The sequence below is a fragment of the Mesorhizobium sp. M0518 genome (assembly GCF_040321125.1).
Classification (GTDB): Bacteria; Pseudomonadota; Alphaproteobacteria; order Rhizobiales; family Rhizobiaceae; genus Mesorhizobium.
In genome coordinates, this window is record NZ_JAMYQY010000023.1 from 38,182 (window position 1) to 51,325 (window position 13,144).

A 13,144-nucleotide genomic window follows, 5' to 3' on the forward strand; every position below is an offset into this window, starting at 1 on the left:
GCTGGTGTTTTCCGGGGAATTGCACTATATGCGCCGCAGCATAGCGCTATGACGTTTTGCTTGCACCGGCCCCTGCTGGACGACATCCCGGCTGAGGGCGACCCGTTTCCTCAAACAGATAAGGAAAAACACGATGTCGATTACTGCCGAGCGCAAACAGGAATTGATGGGTGAATTCGCAACCGCCAAGGGCGATACCGGGTCTCCGGAAGTCCAGGTGGCCATCCTTTCCGAGCGCATCAAGAACCTGACCGACCATTTCAAGGACCACAAGAAGGATAACCATTCCCGCCGTGGTCTGCTTGCTCTCGTCTCCCAGCGCCGCAGCCTGCTTGATTATCTCAAGCGCAAGGACGACGCGCGCTACCAGACGCTGATCGAGAAGCTCGGTCTGCGCCGTTGACGAATTGACCGGCGGGCTTTCGAAGGAGAGCCCGCCGGTCGCGCATTCTGCCAGTCGCATCGACTGGCCAGACCCGGTTTCGATCGTGCAGAGGGCACTCGAAACCGCCCATGGACGGTCATGGGGCAGGATTGCAGGACGCTCGCGCGCGCACCGCGCCGAAATCACCCGAGCTTCCCGTTGTCTTGCCCGTGGCTGCCCGAGAAAGGAAGCCAGGGAAAGGGCATCCGCGCACCGTGAAACGGCGCGGCCCTTTCCTCATATTAAGGACAAGACATGTTCAATCACCACAAAGTGGAAATCGAATGGGGCGGCCGTCCGCTCATCCTCGAAACCGGCAAGATCGCACGCCAGGCTGACGGCGCGGTGCTCGCCACCTACGGCGAGACCAAGGTTCTCGCCACCGTCGTTTCGATGAAGGAGCCGAAGCCCGGCCTCGATTTCTTCCCGCTGACCGTCAACTACCAGGAAAAGACCTACGCCGCCGGCAAGATCCCGGGTGGCTATTTCAAGCGTGAAGGCCGTCCGAGCGAGAAGGAAACGCTGGTTTCCCGCCTCATCGACCGCCCGATCCGCCCGCTCTTCGCCTCCGGCTACAAGAACGACACCCAGATCGTCGTCACCGTCGTCCAGCACGATCTCGAGAACGATCCGGACATCCTGTCGATCGTTGCCACTTCGGCCGCCCTGACGCTCTCCGGCGTTCCCTTCATGGGCCCGATCGGCGGCGCTCGCGTCGGCTATATCAACGGCGAATATGTGCTCAACCCGCATGTCGACGAGATGCAGGAATCGAAGCTCGATCTGATCGTCGCCGGCACCACAGATGCCGTGCTGATGGTCGAGTCCGAAGCCAAGGAACTCGGCGAAGAGCTGATGCTCGGCGCGGTCATGTTCGGCCACAAGGGCTTCCAGCCGGTTATCGACGCCATCATCAAGCTGGCCGAAGTTGCCGCCAAGGAGCCGCGCGACTTCACCGCGCCGGACTATTCCGCGCTTGAAGCCGAGATGCTGAAGATCGTCGGCGACGAACTCAGCAATGCCTACAAGAACGTCGACAAGCAGAAGCGTTACGCCGCCGTCGACGCCGTCAAGGCGAAGGTCAAGGCAGCGTTTGCCCCGGCCGAAGGTGAAGACGCCAAATACACTTCCGAGCAGATCGGCAGCGTGTTCAAGGAACTCCAGGCCAAGGTCGTGCGCTGGAACATCCTGGACACCGGTTCGCGCATCGACGGTCGTGACCTGAGCACGGTTCGCAAGATCGTTTCCGAAGTCGGCGTTCTGCCGCGCACCCACGGTTCGGCGCTGTTCACCCGCGGCGAGACCCAGGCGCTGGTCGTTGCCACGCTCGGCACCGGCGAGGACGAGCAGTATGTCGACTCGCTGACCGGCATGTACAAGGAGAAGTTCCTCCTTCACTACAACTTCCCTCCCTACTCCGTCGGCGAGACCGGCCGCATGGGTTCGCCGGGCCGCCGCGAAATCGGCCATGGCAAGCTCGCCTGGCGCGCGATTCGCCCGATGCTGCCGAGTGCCGACCAGTTCCCCTACACGCTGCGCGTCGTCTCGGAGATCACCGAGTCCAACGGTTCGTCGTCGATGGCCACTGTCTGCGGCACCTCGCTGGCGCTGATGGATGCAGGCGTGCCGCTGGCCAAGCCGGTCGCCGGTATCGCCATGGGCCTGATCAAGGAAGGCGAGCGTTTCGCCGTTCTGTCCGACATCCTGGGTGACGAAGATCACCTCGGCGATATGGACTTCAAGGTCGCCGGCACCGCCAGCGGCATCACCTCGCTGCAGATGGATATCAAGATCGAAGGCATCACCGAGGAGATCATGAAGATCGCGCTGGACCAGGCCAAGGATGGCCGCCAGCACATCCTCGGCGAGATGGCGCATGCTCTGACCGGCGCGCGTTCGGAACTGGGTGAGTTCGCACCGCGCATCGAAGTGATGCACATCCCGACCGACAAGATCCGTGACGTGATCGGCTCGGGCGGCAAGGTGATCCGCGAGATCGTCGAAAAGACCGGCGCCAAGATCAACATCGAGGACGACGGCACGGTCAAGATCGCTTCGTCCAACGCCAAGGAGATCGAGGCGGCGAAGAAGTGGATCCACACCATTGTCGCCGAGCCGGAAGTCGGCGAGATCTACGAAGGTACGGTCGTCAAGACCGCGGACTTCGGCGCTTTCGTCAACTTCTTCGGTCCGCGTGACGGCCTAGTCCACATCTCGCAGCTTGCCAACGACCGGGTCGCCAAGACCTCGGACGTGGTCAAGGAAGGCGACAAGGTCTGGGTCAAGCTGATGGGCTTCGACGAGCGCGGCAAGGTCCGCCTGTCGATGAAAGTCGTCGATCAGGCCACCGGCAAGGAACTCGCCCGCGACAAGAAGACCGAAGGCGAAGAAAACGCCGCCTGATTGGTCTGAGCCATGAATCGAAACGGGCGCGGCTTATGTCGCGCCCGTTTTCATTTTCAGCCTGGGTTTCAAAGCGCTTAGACAAGTCGAGATCGAACAATGTCCGCCGAGCCGTTGAAGACGCTTTTCCATCCCTTCGAGGCCGAGGCTGTTCCTCTGCCGGGAAAGGGCACGCGCGCCCTGTTTCTCGGCGCTGAGCCGGGTTTTCGCCTGCCTGAAGGCTTTGAGGCGACCCTTCACCTCGTGCAGGGCTTCCGGCCGCATTTTAGCGCGCTGCAGGCGTCGGGCTTCGTCGTCACCGCGCAAGTGGAAGGCGATGGCTTCGATATGGCACTTGTGCTTGCCGGCCGGCATCGCGGCCTGAACGAAGTGCGCCTCGCGCAGGCGCTTGAGCGCGTGGCGCCGGGCGGCCTGGTCGTCATTGCCGGCGGCAAGGACGATGGCATTGCCAGCCTGCGCAAGCGCGTTGACGAGCTTGTGCCGCTTGAAGGCCATTTGCCCAAATATCACGGCATTGCCTTCTGGTTGCGACGTCCCGCCGATCTGGCCGCCGCGGAAGAATTGCGCGCCGCCAATCCCGCTCTGCTGGTTGAAAGCCGGTTCCACACCGCGCCCGGCATGTTTTCCTTCGACCGGATCGATACTGGCTCGAAATTGCTGGTCGAGAATCTGCCCAATGATCTGCGTGGCAACATTGCCGATTTCTGCGCCGGCTGGGGCTATGTAGCTGCCGAGATCGCCGCCCGCTCCCCCGGCGTTCAGGCGCTCGACCTCTATGAGGCCGATTTCGCCGCGCTCGAAGCCGCAAAGCTCAATCTGACAGGGGTCACCCAGTCGATCGCCAGAAACTTCTTCTGGATCGATCTGTTGAAGGAACCAGTCGAGAAGCGCTACGACGCGATTGCGATGAACCCGCCCTTTCATCGCAGCCGGGCGGCCGAGCCGGAGATCGGCGCCGGCATGATCCGCGCGGCGGCCAAGGCCTTGAAGCCGGGTGGGCGGCTGCTCATGGTCGCCAACCGTCAGCTTCCCTATGAGCCGATCCTGGCGGCTGCCTTTTCGAGCCATGCCGAACTCGCCCGCGACGGCATGTTCAAGGTGCTTTCCGCTCGTCGTTGAAGCATGATCCCGAAAAGTAGATACCGGTTTTCGGAAAAGATCATGCTCAGACAGAAGCAGGCATCGCGTCGCACTCAATGCAGATTGGCGACGCGCCGGACCTCATCGGTGACATGCACGTCGCCGACCCTGATCTTGAGGGGGGCGGGCCTGCCGTAAAGATAGCCTTGCACCACCTCGCAGCCGGCCGCCCTGAGCAGCGTCGCCTGGCTTTCGGTCTCGACGCCTTCGGCAATGATGCTGACGCCGAGCGCGCGCGAAAGCCCGACGATGGTCGAGACGACAGCGCCGGAGCTGGAATCGGTGTCGAGGCGGCTGACGAAGGACCGGTCGATCTTCAGCTTGCCGAATGAGAAATCGATCAGGTAGCTCAAATTGGAATAGCCGGTACCGAAATCGTCGACGGCGACCGAGATGCCCATATCCGCAAGCTCCTTCAGGATGGCGGCGGCGCGGTCGCGGTCCTGCATCATCGCCGTCTCGGTCACTTCCAGCTCCAGCCGCGACGGCTTGATGCCGGTGCTCGTCATAGTGTCGCGCACGATGCCGACGAAGTCCTTGGTCATGAACTGGACGGGCGAGATGTTGACGGCGACGAAGCAATCATCGGGCAGATGCTGTGCGTCGCTGCAGGCTTTGCGCAGCACCCATTCGCCGATCGGGCCGATCATGCCGGTTTCCTCGGCGATCGGAATGAACTCCATCGGCGGGATCATGCCGCGTTCCGGATGCCGCCAGCGGATAAGCGCTTCATACCCGACGATGCGGCCGGTCGGGAGATCGAGCTGCGGCTGGTAATGAAGGTCGAAGTCGTCACGCTCGAAGGCTATATGCAGTTCGGATTCGATCCATTGGCGATGGTCGGCGACCCTGCCCATTTCGGCATGGAAGACCGACCAGTTGCCGACGCCACTGGCGCGCGCGTTCTGCAGCGCCAGATTGGAGCGGCGCAGGATGAGGACCGGATCGACGCCGTCCTTTGGCATCGCCACGATGCCGACCGACAGGCTGACCGATTGCAGGTGCGTACCGAGATCATAGGGCTCCATCATCTCGTCGATGAGCCTCTCGACGGTGCTTTCCAGCGATCCGGACACCTGATTGTCGGGCAGCAGGATCGCGAATTCACCGGCGCCGATGCGTCCGATCAGAGCGCGCGGCGGCACGCACGTCTTTAAGCGCTTGGTGAAGGCGCGGATCAACTCGTCGCCCTGGCTGTAGCCGATGGCGTCATTGATCTGCTTGAAGCGGTCAATGTCGATATCGATGAGGAACATCGGCTCGCCGGTCCGGCTGGTCGCGCATGCCGCCTCGGCAATCTTGCCGACCATCGCCGGGCGTGCCACCAGGCCGGTCAGCTTGTCGAAATGGGTTTCCGTGAAGACGAAATCCGCCGATTCATCGACGCCGGCGAAAAAGGACATCGCGGCGACCGAGGCCGCCAGTGCGCAAAGAGCGGCCATCACCGAGACCATCATATCCGCGGAGATGCCGGCAAAACCATCGCCGAGACCGAGCTTCAAGCCCCAGAGCCCGAGGACGAAACTGCCGAGACCCGAACTCGCTATGGTGAGCAGTCGGAACACCGGTGTTCGCTTCGGGTTGCTGACGGCGAGCATTGAAAGTTCCCCTGAGTACGGGGCTTTCTAGCGGATATCTCCTTAAAATGAGTTTCCGCGAATGAATCCAATTTTATTGGACCGAAAGTATTTCTTGAGCGGATCAATACGCCTGGCGCTGAAACGGATTCAGTTGGCGCGCTTTAAGCTTCGTGTCTTCAAATGTCGCCATTCCAAAACCGCCGCGCACCTTTGGGCGACAGGCGTTAGTCTCGTCCGCCGTCGGTCTGCTTCAATTCGTCGAGTGTCGGCATGGAAACGATGTGATAGCCGGAATCGACATAGTGGATCTCGCCGGTAACCCCGGAAGACAGATCCGACAACAGATAAAGTGCCGAGCCGCCGACCTCGTCGATGGTCACCGTGCGGCGCAGCGGCGAGTTTCGCTGCTGGTAGGAGAACATATGGCGCGCATCGGAAATACCGGCGCCGGCGAGCGTGCGCACGGGTCCAGCCGATATGCCGTTCACCCTGATGCCACGCGGACCGTAATCGTTGGCGAGGTAGCGGACACTCGCCTCCAGCCCTGCCTTGGCGACGCCCATGACATTGTAGTTCGGCATGACGCGGACGGAGCCCGCATAGGTCAGCGTGATCATCGATCCGCCGTCCTGCATCAAGGTGGCTGCATGGCGGGCGACCTCGGTGAAGGAGTAGCAAGAGATCACCATGGTACGGACGAAATTGTCCCGGCTGGTGTCGGCGTAGAGGCCTTTCAACTCGTTTTTGTCGGAAAAGCCGATGGCGTGGACGATGAAATCCAGCCCGCCCCATTCCTTGCCCAGGGTCTCGAATGTGGCGGCGACCGAAGCGCTGTCCTCGACGTCGCACGGCACCACCAGCGAGGCGCCGAGCTTGTCGGCCAGCGGCTTGACCCGGCGTCCGAAGGCATCGCCCTGATAGGTGAAGGCGAGTTCCGCCCCATGTTCGGACAATTTCCGGGCAATTCCCCAAGCGATCGAATGATCGTTGGCGACACCCATGACAAGCCCGCGCTTGCCCTTCATCAATCCGTCCATGGCCGGCAAATCCTTATGCGGAATAGCGCTGGAAAACGAGCGTGGCGTTGGTGCCGCCGAAGCCGAACGAATTGGACAAGACAGTATCGATCCTGGCGTCGTCGATGCGCTTTCGCACGATCGGCATGCCCTCGAATTCGGGGTCGAGGGTCTCGATATGGGCGCTTTCGCCGATGAAGCCGCCCTGCATCATCAGGATCGAATAGATGGATTCCTGCACGCCGGCCGCGCCCAGCGAATGGCCGGTCAGCGACTTCGTCGAGGTGATATACGGCATCTCTGGGCCGAACACCTCGCGGATCGCTCCCATTTCCTTGGAATCTCCCACCGGCGTCGAGGTGCCATGGGTGTTGATGTAGTCGACCGGTGTGGAAACCGTGGCCAGCGCCTGGCGCATGCAGCGGACCGCGCCCTCGCCTGAAGGAGCAACCATGTCGTAGCCATCCGACGTCGCGCCATAGCCGACGATCTCGGCATAGATCTTGGCGCCGCGCGCCTTGGCATGCTCAAGCTCTTCCAGCACCAGCACCCCGGCGCCGCCAGCGATGACGAAGCCGTCGCGATTGGCGTCATAGGCGCGGGAAGCGGTCGATGCCTTGTCGTTGAATTTCGACGACATCGCGCCCATGGCGTCGAACAGGTCCGACATCGTCCAGTCGAGATCCTCGTGGCCGCCGGCAAAGATGATGTCCTGCTTGCCCCACTGGATCAATTCGTAGCCATTGCCGATGCAGTGCGCCGAGGTCGAACAGGCCGACGAGATCGAGTAGTTGACGCCGTGGATCTTGAACCAGGTGGCAAGCGTTGCCGATGCGGTTGATGACATTGCCTTCGGCACCGCGAACGGACCGATGCGCTTGGGACTGCCATTCTTCAGCGTCGTTTCGGCAGCTTCGACGATGGTGCGGGTGGATGGTCCGCCCGATCCCATGACGATGCCGGTGCGCTCATTGGTGATGTCGCTCTCGCCGAGGCCCGCATCCGCGATCGCCTGATCCATGGCGACATGGTTCCAGGCAGCCCCCTGGCTCAGGAAGCGCATCGCACGGCGGTCGATCATGGCCGATGGATCGAGCGTCGGCGCTCCCCAGACCTGGCAACGGAAGCCGTGTTCGGCGAAGGAATCGGAGAAGCTGATGCCGGATTTGGCGTCATGCAGAGAGGTCTGCACCTCGTTGGCATTGTTGCCGATCGACGACACAACGCCGATGCCTGTGACTACGACACGTCTCATTCGCAACTCCTTCCAGGGATGCTGGCCAGAGAGCTGGCCAGGGATGCCGGTCAGCCAACCGCCGACTGCTTGGACAGACCGACTTTCAAATCCGTTGCCGCGTATATGGGTTCGCCATCCGCCTTCAGCCAGCCATCGGCGATGCCGAGCACCAGCCGGCCCCGCATCACGCGCTTGAAGTCGATGCCATATTCGACCTTCTTCACCGAGGGCGTGACCATGCCCTTGAATTTCACTTCACCGGTCGACAGCGCCATCCCCTTGCCGGGTTCGCCCAGCCAGCCAAGATAGAAGCCCGTCAATTGCCACATGGCGTCGAGGCCGAGGCACCCCGGCATGATCGGATTGCCGATGAAATGGCAGGCAAAGAACCACAGGTCCGGCTTGATGTCGAACTCCGCGCGGATGAAACCCTTCTCGAAGGCGCCGCCCGTCTCGCTGATCTCGGTGATGCGGTCGAACATCAGCATCGGCGGATAAGGAAGCTGGGCGTTGCCCGGTCCGAACAGTTCGCCGCGGGCGCAGGCCAGCAATTCGTCGTACTCGTAGCTGGATTTACCCGCCATCAATCTCATCCCATATCGTTCCGGGCTATCGGGTGCCCTTGTCGTTGGTTTCCTAACACAATCTGTTTCAGGCCGGAAACCGGCGTTTGCGCTTAGCCTGCTCGTCTGCCTGGGTCAATGCGCGCTATTGATCGCATTCGGACGACAGAATATATGTCCTGAGAGGTCCGGTTTCGGCAGACGTTCATTTTTTTGCCATTCTGGGCGTGTCTTGGGGCGGAACTGTGGGGTTCGACGAGAAGATGGACCTGGACGGCCGGAAGGAAAATGTCGCTGTGGACAAGCGGGTCCGTGAAGCCGGCCTGAGGCCGACGCGTCAGCGCATTGCGCTGGCCGATCTGCTTTTCGCCAAGGGCGACCGGCATCTGTCGGCCGAGGAACTGCACGAGGAGGCGGTTGCCGCCGGCGTGCCGGTGTCGCTGGCCACCGTCTACAATGCCCTTCACCAGTTTACCCAGGCGGGACTTTTGCGCATCCTCGCCGTCGAGGGCGCGAAAACCTATTTCGACACCAATACCTCCGACCACCACCATTTCTACATCGAAGGCGAAAACCGCATATTCGACATCGACAGCGGTCCGGTGACGGTTGCCAACCTGCCGGAGCCTCCGGAAGGGATGGAGATCGCCAATGTCGACATCGTGGTGAGGCTGCGCCCCAAACGCCGCGAATGACCGGCGAGGCCCCCTGACCGTGCCCGCGCTGTTGCTGCTCGCCGGGCACATGTGGGGCAATGCGATGGCGGTTGCTGATCTGGATCGCCCACATCGCCATCGACCGTGCGCTGGGCTATGGCCTGAAGCTGTCGACCGGCTTTCCGGACACCATCTCGGCCGCATCGGGACTAGATGACCACGCCTGATGCAGGCGGCCGGACCGCTCATGGCTCCGCTAGATATCGCCTCCCGACACCGGCATCGTGGAAACCGTCTCGAGCATTCGCTCCGTCGCGTCGAACAGTTCATGGGCGAGACCAAAAAGCCGGGGATATGGCGAGAACACCAAAATCGGGTTCAAGGCGCAGACCGTCACGCCGGCTGCTTGTTCGCTGACCACGAACTTGAACGGCGCTTCGGGCACGGCGCCAGGATCGGTCAGCAACAGGCGCGCCATGTATCGCGGGTGGAACCAAAGCAGTTGACGGAGCCGAATGGTGGAGATCCCGCCTTTCCTGAGCAGGGCCTGCGGATCGATCTCATGGATGATCCATAGCTCGGCAGCAGCGATGGCGTCGCGAAGCCGTTGCAGTGTCTCATCGAAACCATAGCTGGAGGAAACGACGATCTGGTGACGCGGAATGGTCGCCATCGAACTCGGATCGAGGGTCACGAGGTCAGTCATTGAGAAGCACTGTCCGTGGAAAGTCGAGTTCTGGCTGGGCGAAGTGATTGAGGATGTTGGAATAGAAGTTGAGTGCGACATGCGCGATCACCTCTGCCAGTTCCTCGTCGTCGAGCCCCGCGGCCCTGGCGGCGCCGAATGCCTGGTCGGTGACGGCTCCGCGGCTACGCGCCACATCCGCAGCCAACGCCAGCGTGGCCGCCACTCTGGCATCGCTTGAATCGCCCCTGCGATTTAGCTCCAATTCCGTATCGGAGATGCCGATCTTGGATCCGCGAAATGCGTGGGCCGAAACGCAGTATTCGCAGCGGTTCACCTCAGCAGTTATCAGGGCGATCTGCTCGCGCAATTTCGAACTGAGACGGCCGCTCTGCAGCGACTCGCGAAATTGCAGATAACCTTTGAGAGCGACCGGAGAGTTGGCCAGGACGCGATAGAGGTTCGGGACGCGTCCGAGCTGGCGTCGCGTTTCCGCCAGAAGCTTGCCGGCTTCCGTGTCGGAATCTTCGTTTATTGGCGATAGGCGAGACATCTAATCATTCTCCTTCCGGGTCAGCCGGCAACCGCCGTGCTTCGTCGGAATCCATATGACTCGACGAGGAGCATTTGGAAATGTCATAGTAGCTGTCTCTATGATATGAGTACGAAATGAAGCATCTTGCCATCGAACAGCTTCGCAGCTTCGTGCTTGTTGCCGACTGCGAGAGCTTCACCACCGCGGCCGATCTTCTCGGGACCACCCAGTCGGCGATCAGCCTGCGGGTCCGCAAGCTCGAGCAAGCGATGGAGCGGCGTCTCCTGGCGCGGACGCCGCGCGCGGTTTCGCTGACGCCCGAAGGCGCGCGGTTCCTTGCTTCGGCGCGGCAGGTCCTCGAGGCTCATGACCGGGCCGTGGCTACATTCGATGCTGGCACGCAAACCACCACGCTCCGGGCGGCCATCGGCGATCACGCCGCCGGTGCGCTTCTGGAGTCGGCGTTTGGGCGTCTGAGCCAAGTCTTTCCGGAATTGCTGCTGGAAGTGTCGGTGGGTCTCTCAGCCGAGATGCAGGCCCGCTACGACGCAGGCAAGGCCGATTTTGCCGTCGTGCGCATGGATATCAGCCGGCGCCAGGGCATCCCGCTCTACCGAGACCAGCTTGTCTGGTGTGCAAGGTCGCCTGACGTCTGGCGGTCGTCTGCCGCGTTGCCGCTGTTGGCATTGCCCGGATCCTGCACCGTCCGACTGGCAGCGGAACGCGCGCTCGATGGCAGCAATACCGCCTGGCGCCTCGCCTTCACCGGCGGTTCGGTGACTGCGTTGCAATCGGCCGCCAGCGCGGGCTTGGGAGTGGCGGCGATCGGGCAGAGCCAGGTACCGGCCGATTGCGTGATACTGAACCGGTCGCATGGATTGCCGGATTTGCCAGCCAGCCGGATTACGCTCCTGACACGGTTGAGCAACCCGCTGAGAGGCGCAATCGCTGCCGCATTCGCAACGGACGCGAGCGATCGGCGGCGTGAATGACAATGCTGCAATTGAGTTTGATGAAGCGGAGGCGCAAGCACCTTGTTGCCGTATCCGTGATTGCCGGCCTATTTCTGATCCCGAGTTCTTCCGAGCCTCGCGATGAAGTTGTCAGTCCTTGACCCGTTCGCCGGGATAGGCGCCCCAGACAACCGACTGGGCAAGCCAGCCGGTGTGGCCGTCGAACGTCATTTCGCACCACTGGCCGTCGCAGGATTTGATCGTACCCATGACGCCAGGTTCAATCATCGCGACCACTCTTGCGTCCTTGTCGGGACTGTTGAGAAGGTCGATCTGGGCGCCCTTGCCGCGCTGCCATGGTGCGACGATTGCCGTGCGTCGGCCGGAAAGCAGCGACTGGTTGATCCAGCCTTCCGAACCATCGGCATCGCGCACGCGGCGCCATGTGTCGAATTCCTGGATGATCTCCATCGGCAGGCCGGCCTTCATATACATCCAGTCGACCGAGTAGTTGGCCCCGGGACCGACGCGCGAGTTGACGCGGCCGGATTTCAGGCTGACGAAGCGCGGCAGCGGCAGGCCGCTCGGACCAAGCGTGACGACGCCCTGGGCAGGTGCTGCGGCACTCTGCGCGCCCGCAAGCGGAGAATAAAGCAGAGCGCCGAGAAATGCTGCGCTGAGGGTCAGGCGAAGCGACGCGAAACCAGACACTTTCATTCCTTTCGGCGCTTGCCCATCGGCCTCGGCGCCCCTTTTTCTTTGTCTTCGGCGGCACCGCTTGTTACAGGGAGTAATCGGCACCGCGACCGGCTTTCAGTTTCGCCGGTCTTGGTTAAAGAGGTCTCAACGAGATCGGGTTAGAAGCAATTCCAGCAAAAGTGTGAAGCGGTTTTGCGTTCGGAATTGCGGCAAGTACTCGAGAGGGAAACAATGGCAGGCAAAAAGAAGCCTCTCGTCGTCATCACGCGAAAGCTGCCCGACCCCGTCGAGACCCGCATGCGCGAGTTGTTCGACGCAAGGCTGAATGTCGAGGACCGGCCGATGACGCAGCCGGAACTGGTCGCGGCGGTCAAGGAGGCCGACGTGCTGGTGCCGACGGTAACCGACCAGATCGACGCCGCACTGATCGCCCAGGCCGGCGACAACCTCAAACTGATCGCGAATTTTGGCAATGGCGTCGACAAGATCGATGTCGCGGCCGCGGCCAAGAGGGGCATCACCGTCACCAACACGCCGAATGTCCTGACCGAGGACACCGCCGACATGACCATGGCGCTGATGCTGGCGGTGCCGCGGCGGCTGGCGGAAGGCGCCAATGTGCTCACCGGTGACAAGAAATGGGCCGGCTGGTCGCCGACCTGGATGCTGGGCCGGCGCATCTGGGGCAAGCGGCTCGGCATTGTCGGCATGGGCCGCATCGGCACCGCCGTCGCCAGGCGGGCCAAGGCCTTCGGACTGTCGATCCATTATCACAATCGCCACCGCGTGCTGCCGGCCGTGGAAGACGGGTTGGAGGCGACCTATTGGGAAAGCCTCGACCAGATGCTGGCCCGCATGGATATCATCTCGGTCAACTGTCCCTCGACGCCGGCAACCTTCCATCTGCTTTCGGCGCGGCGGCTGGCGCTGCTGCAGCCGACTGCCTATGTCGTCAACACCGCACGTGGCGACATCATCGACGAGGAAGCGCTGGTCAAGCTGATCCAGGACGGCAAGATCGCCGGCGCCGGGCTCGATGTCTACGAGCATGAGCCGGCCTTGAACAGCAAGCTGCTGAAGCTCGCCGCCAAGAACAAGGTCGTGCTTTTGCCGCATATGGGCTCGGCGACGCTCGAGGGCCGCATCGACATGGGTGAAAAGGTCATCATCAATATCCGCGCCTTCGTTGACGGCCACCGCCCACCAGACCGCGTGCTGCCGCTCAGGACCTGACGCTGTCGCGGCCCACAAAC

The 13,144-nt window shown here is 61.9% G+C and carries 14 protein-coding genes; 7 read left to right on the forward strand and 7 right to left on the reverse strand.

Annotation, left to right across the window (positions count from 1 at the left end):
- The first annotated feature begins 91 nt into the window (after positions 1-91).
- From rpsO to NKI66_RS26995, 3 genes are all read left to right on the forward strand, one after another.
- Entirely contained in the window at positions 92-403 is a 312-nt protein-coding gene (rpsO, locus tag NKI66_RS26985) for a 30S ribosomal protein S15 (protein WP_269470859.1), read from the forward strand.
- 276 nt (positions 404-679) lie between these two features.
- A complete protein-coding gene (pnp, locus tag NKI66_RS26990) occupies positions 680-2,827 on the forward strand; it encodes a polyribonucleotide nucleotidyltransferase (RefSeq protein ID WP_023811402.1) in 2,148 nt (715 codons plus the stop codon).
- A 99-nt stretch (positions 2,828-2,926) separates the two neighbouring features.
- Positions 2,927-3,946, forward strand: a complete 1,020-nt coding sequence (locus tag NKI66_RS26995; protein ID WP_023811401.1) for a class I SAM-dependent methyltransferase — start codon at positions 2,927-2,929, stop codon at positions 3,944-3,946.
- 74 nt (positions 3,947-4,020) lie between these two features.
- Here NKI66_RS26995 and NKI66_RS27000 read toward each other — a convergent pair whose 3' ends face one another.
- The 4 genes from NKI66_RS27000 to fabA all read right to left on the reverse strand — a co-directional run bounded on the left by NKI66_RS27000 (position 4,021) and on the right by fabA (position 8,384).
- On the reverse strand, positions 4,021-5,565 hold the full coding sequence (locus NKI66_RS27000; RefSeq protein ID WP_352753539.1) for a putative bifunctional diguanylate cyclase/phosphodiesterase: 1,545 nt from the start codon (positions 5,563-5,565) through the stop codon (positions 4,021-4,023).
- 206 nt (positions 5,566-5,771) lie between these two features.
- A complete protein-coding gene (gene fabI / locus NKI66_RS27005) occupies positions 5,772-6,584 on the reverse strand; it encodes an enoyl-ACP reductase FabI (RefSeq protein ID WP_023811399.1) in 813 nt (270 codons plus the stop codon).
- 13 nt (positions 6,585-6,597) lie between these two features.
- Positions 6,598-7,818 carry a beta-ketoacyl-ACP synthase I gene (gene fabB, locus NKI66_RS27010; RefSeq protein ID WP_023811398.1) on the reverse strand — a complete coding sequence of 407 codons (1,221 nt, stop codon included), beginning with the start codon at positions 7,816-7,818 and terminating at the stop codon, positions 6,598-6,600.
- Between the two features lie 50 nt (positions 7,819-7,868).
- Entirely contained in the window at positions 7,869-8,384 is a 516-nt protein-coding gene (gene fabA / locus NKI66_RS27015; protein ID WP_013527885.1) for a 3-hydroxyacyl-[acyl-carrier-protein] dehydratase FabA, read from the reverse strand.
- Positions 8,385-8,626: 242 nt separating this feature from the next.
- On the opposite strand from fabA, the gene irrA reads away from it, so the two are divergent.
- Both irrA and NKI66_RS27025 read left to right on the forward strand, forming a co-directional pair.
- The gene (irrA, locus tag NKI66_RS27020) at positions 8,627-9,058 is read left to right on the forward strand and encodes an iron response transcriptional regulator IrrA (RefSeq protein ID WP_024503471.1); all 432 of its coding nucleotides are present in this window, start codon (positions 8,627-8,629) and stop codon (positions 9,056-9,058) included.
- Positions 9,059-9,117: 59 nt separating this feature from the next.
- Positions 9,118-9,246, forward strand: coding sequence for a DUF4260 family protein (locus tag NKI66_RS27025; protein WP_245486205.1), 129 nt, complete (start codon positions 9,118-9,120; stop codon positions 9,244-9,246).
- 29 nt (positions 9,247-9,275) lie between these two features.
- On the opposite strand, the gene NKI66_RS27030 is transcribed toward NKI66_RS27025, so the two are convergent.
- A complete protein-coding gene (locus NKI66_RS27030; protein ID WP_352439651.1) occupies positions 9,276-9,713 on the reverse strand; it encodes a DUF302 domain-containing protein in 438 nt (145 codons plus the stop codon).
- Positions 9,714-9,717: 4 nt separating this feature from the next.
- Positions 9,718-10,257, reverse strand: coding sequence for a carboxymuconolactone decarboxylase family protein (locus NKI66_RS27035; protein ID WP_023811394.1), 540 nt, complete (start codon positions 10,255-10,257; stop codon positions 9,718-9,720).
- Positions 10,258-10,373: 116 nt separating this feature from the next.
- Here NKI66_RS27035 and NKI66_RS27040 point away from each other — a divergent pair, with 116 nt between their 5' ends.
- On the forward strand, positions 10,374-11,231 hold the full coding sequence (locus NKI66_RS27040) for a LysR family transcriptional regulator (protein WP_023811393.1): 858 nt from the start codon (positions 10,374-10,376) through the stop codon (positions 11,229-11,231).
- 111 nt (positions 11,232-11,342) lie between these two features.
- On the opposite strand, the gene NKI66_RS27045 is transcribed toward NKI66_RS27040, so the two are convergent.
- On the reverse strand, positions 11,343-11,903 hold the full coding sequence (locus NKI66_RS27045) for an SH3 domain-containing protein (protein ID WP_023811392.1): 561 nt from the start codon (positions 11,901-11,903) through the stop codon (positions 11,343-11,345).
- 219 nt (positions 11,904-12,122) lie between these two features.
- On the opposite strand from NKI66_RS27045, the gene NKI66_RS27050 reads away from it, so the two are divergent.
- Positions 12,123-13,124: a 2-hydroxyacid dehydrogenase gene (locus NKI66_RS27050; protein WP_023811391.1), complete on the forward strand. Its 1,002-nt coding sequence runs from the start codon at positions 12,123-12,125 to the stop codon at positions 13,122-13,124.
- The last annotated feature ends 20 nt before the right edge of the window (positions 13,125-13,144 follow it).

Coding starts and splice junctions, on each gene's coding strand:
- pnp (WP_023811402.1), top strand. CDS start 680: ATGTTCAATCACCACAAAGTGGAAATCGAATGGGGCGGCCGTCCGCTC.
- NKI66_RS26995 (WP_023811401.1), top strand. CDS start 2,927: ATGTCCGCCGAGCCGTTGAAGACGCTTTTCCATCCCTTCGAGGCCGAG.
- NKI66_RS27000 (WP_352753539.1), bottom strand. CDS start 5,565: ATGCTCGCCGTCAGCAACCCGAAGCGAACACCGGTGTTCCGACTGCTC.
- fabI (WP_023811399.1), bottom strand. CDS start 6,584: ATGGACGGATTGATGAAGGGCAAGCGCGGGCTTGTCATGGGTGTCGCC.
- fabB (WP_023811398.1), bottom strand. CDS start 7,818: ATGAGACGTGTCGTAGTCACAGGCATCGGCGTTGTGTCGTCGATCGGC.
- fabA (WP_013527885.1), bottom strand. CDS start 8,384: ATGGCGGGTAAATCCAGCTACGAGTACGACGAATTGCTGGCCTGCGCC.
- irrA (WP_024503471.1), top strand. CDS start 8,627: ATGGACCTGGACGGCCGGAAGGAAAATGTCGCTGTGGACAAGCGGGTC.
- NKI66_RS27025 (WP_245486205.1), top strand. CDS start 9,118: ATGCGATGGCGGTTGCTGATCTGGATCGCCCACATCGCCATCGACCGT.
- NKI66_RS27035 (WP_023811394.1), bottom strand. CDS start 10,257: ATGTCTCGCCTATCGCCAATAAACGAAGATTCCGACACGGAAGCCGGC.
- NKI66_RS27040 (WP_023811393.1), top strand. CDS start 10,374: ATGAAGCATCTTGCCATCGAACAGCTTCGCAGCTTCGTGCTTGTTGCC.
- NKI66_RS27050 (WP_023811391.1), top strand. CDS start 12,123: ATGGCAGGCAAAAAGAAGCCTCTCGTCGTCATCACGCGAAAGCTGCCC.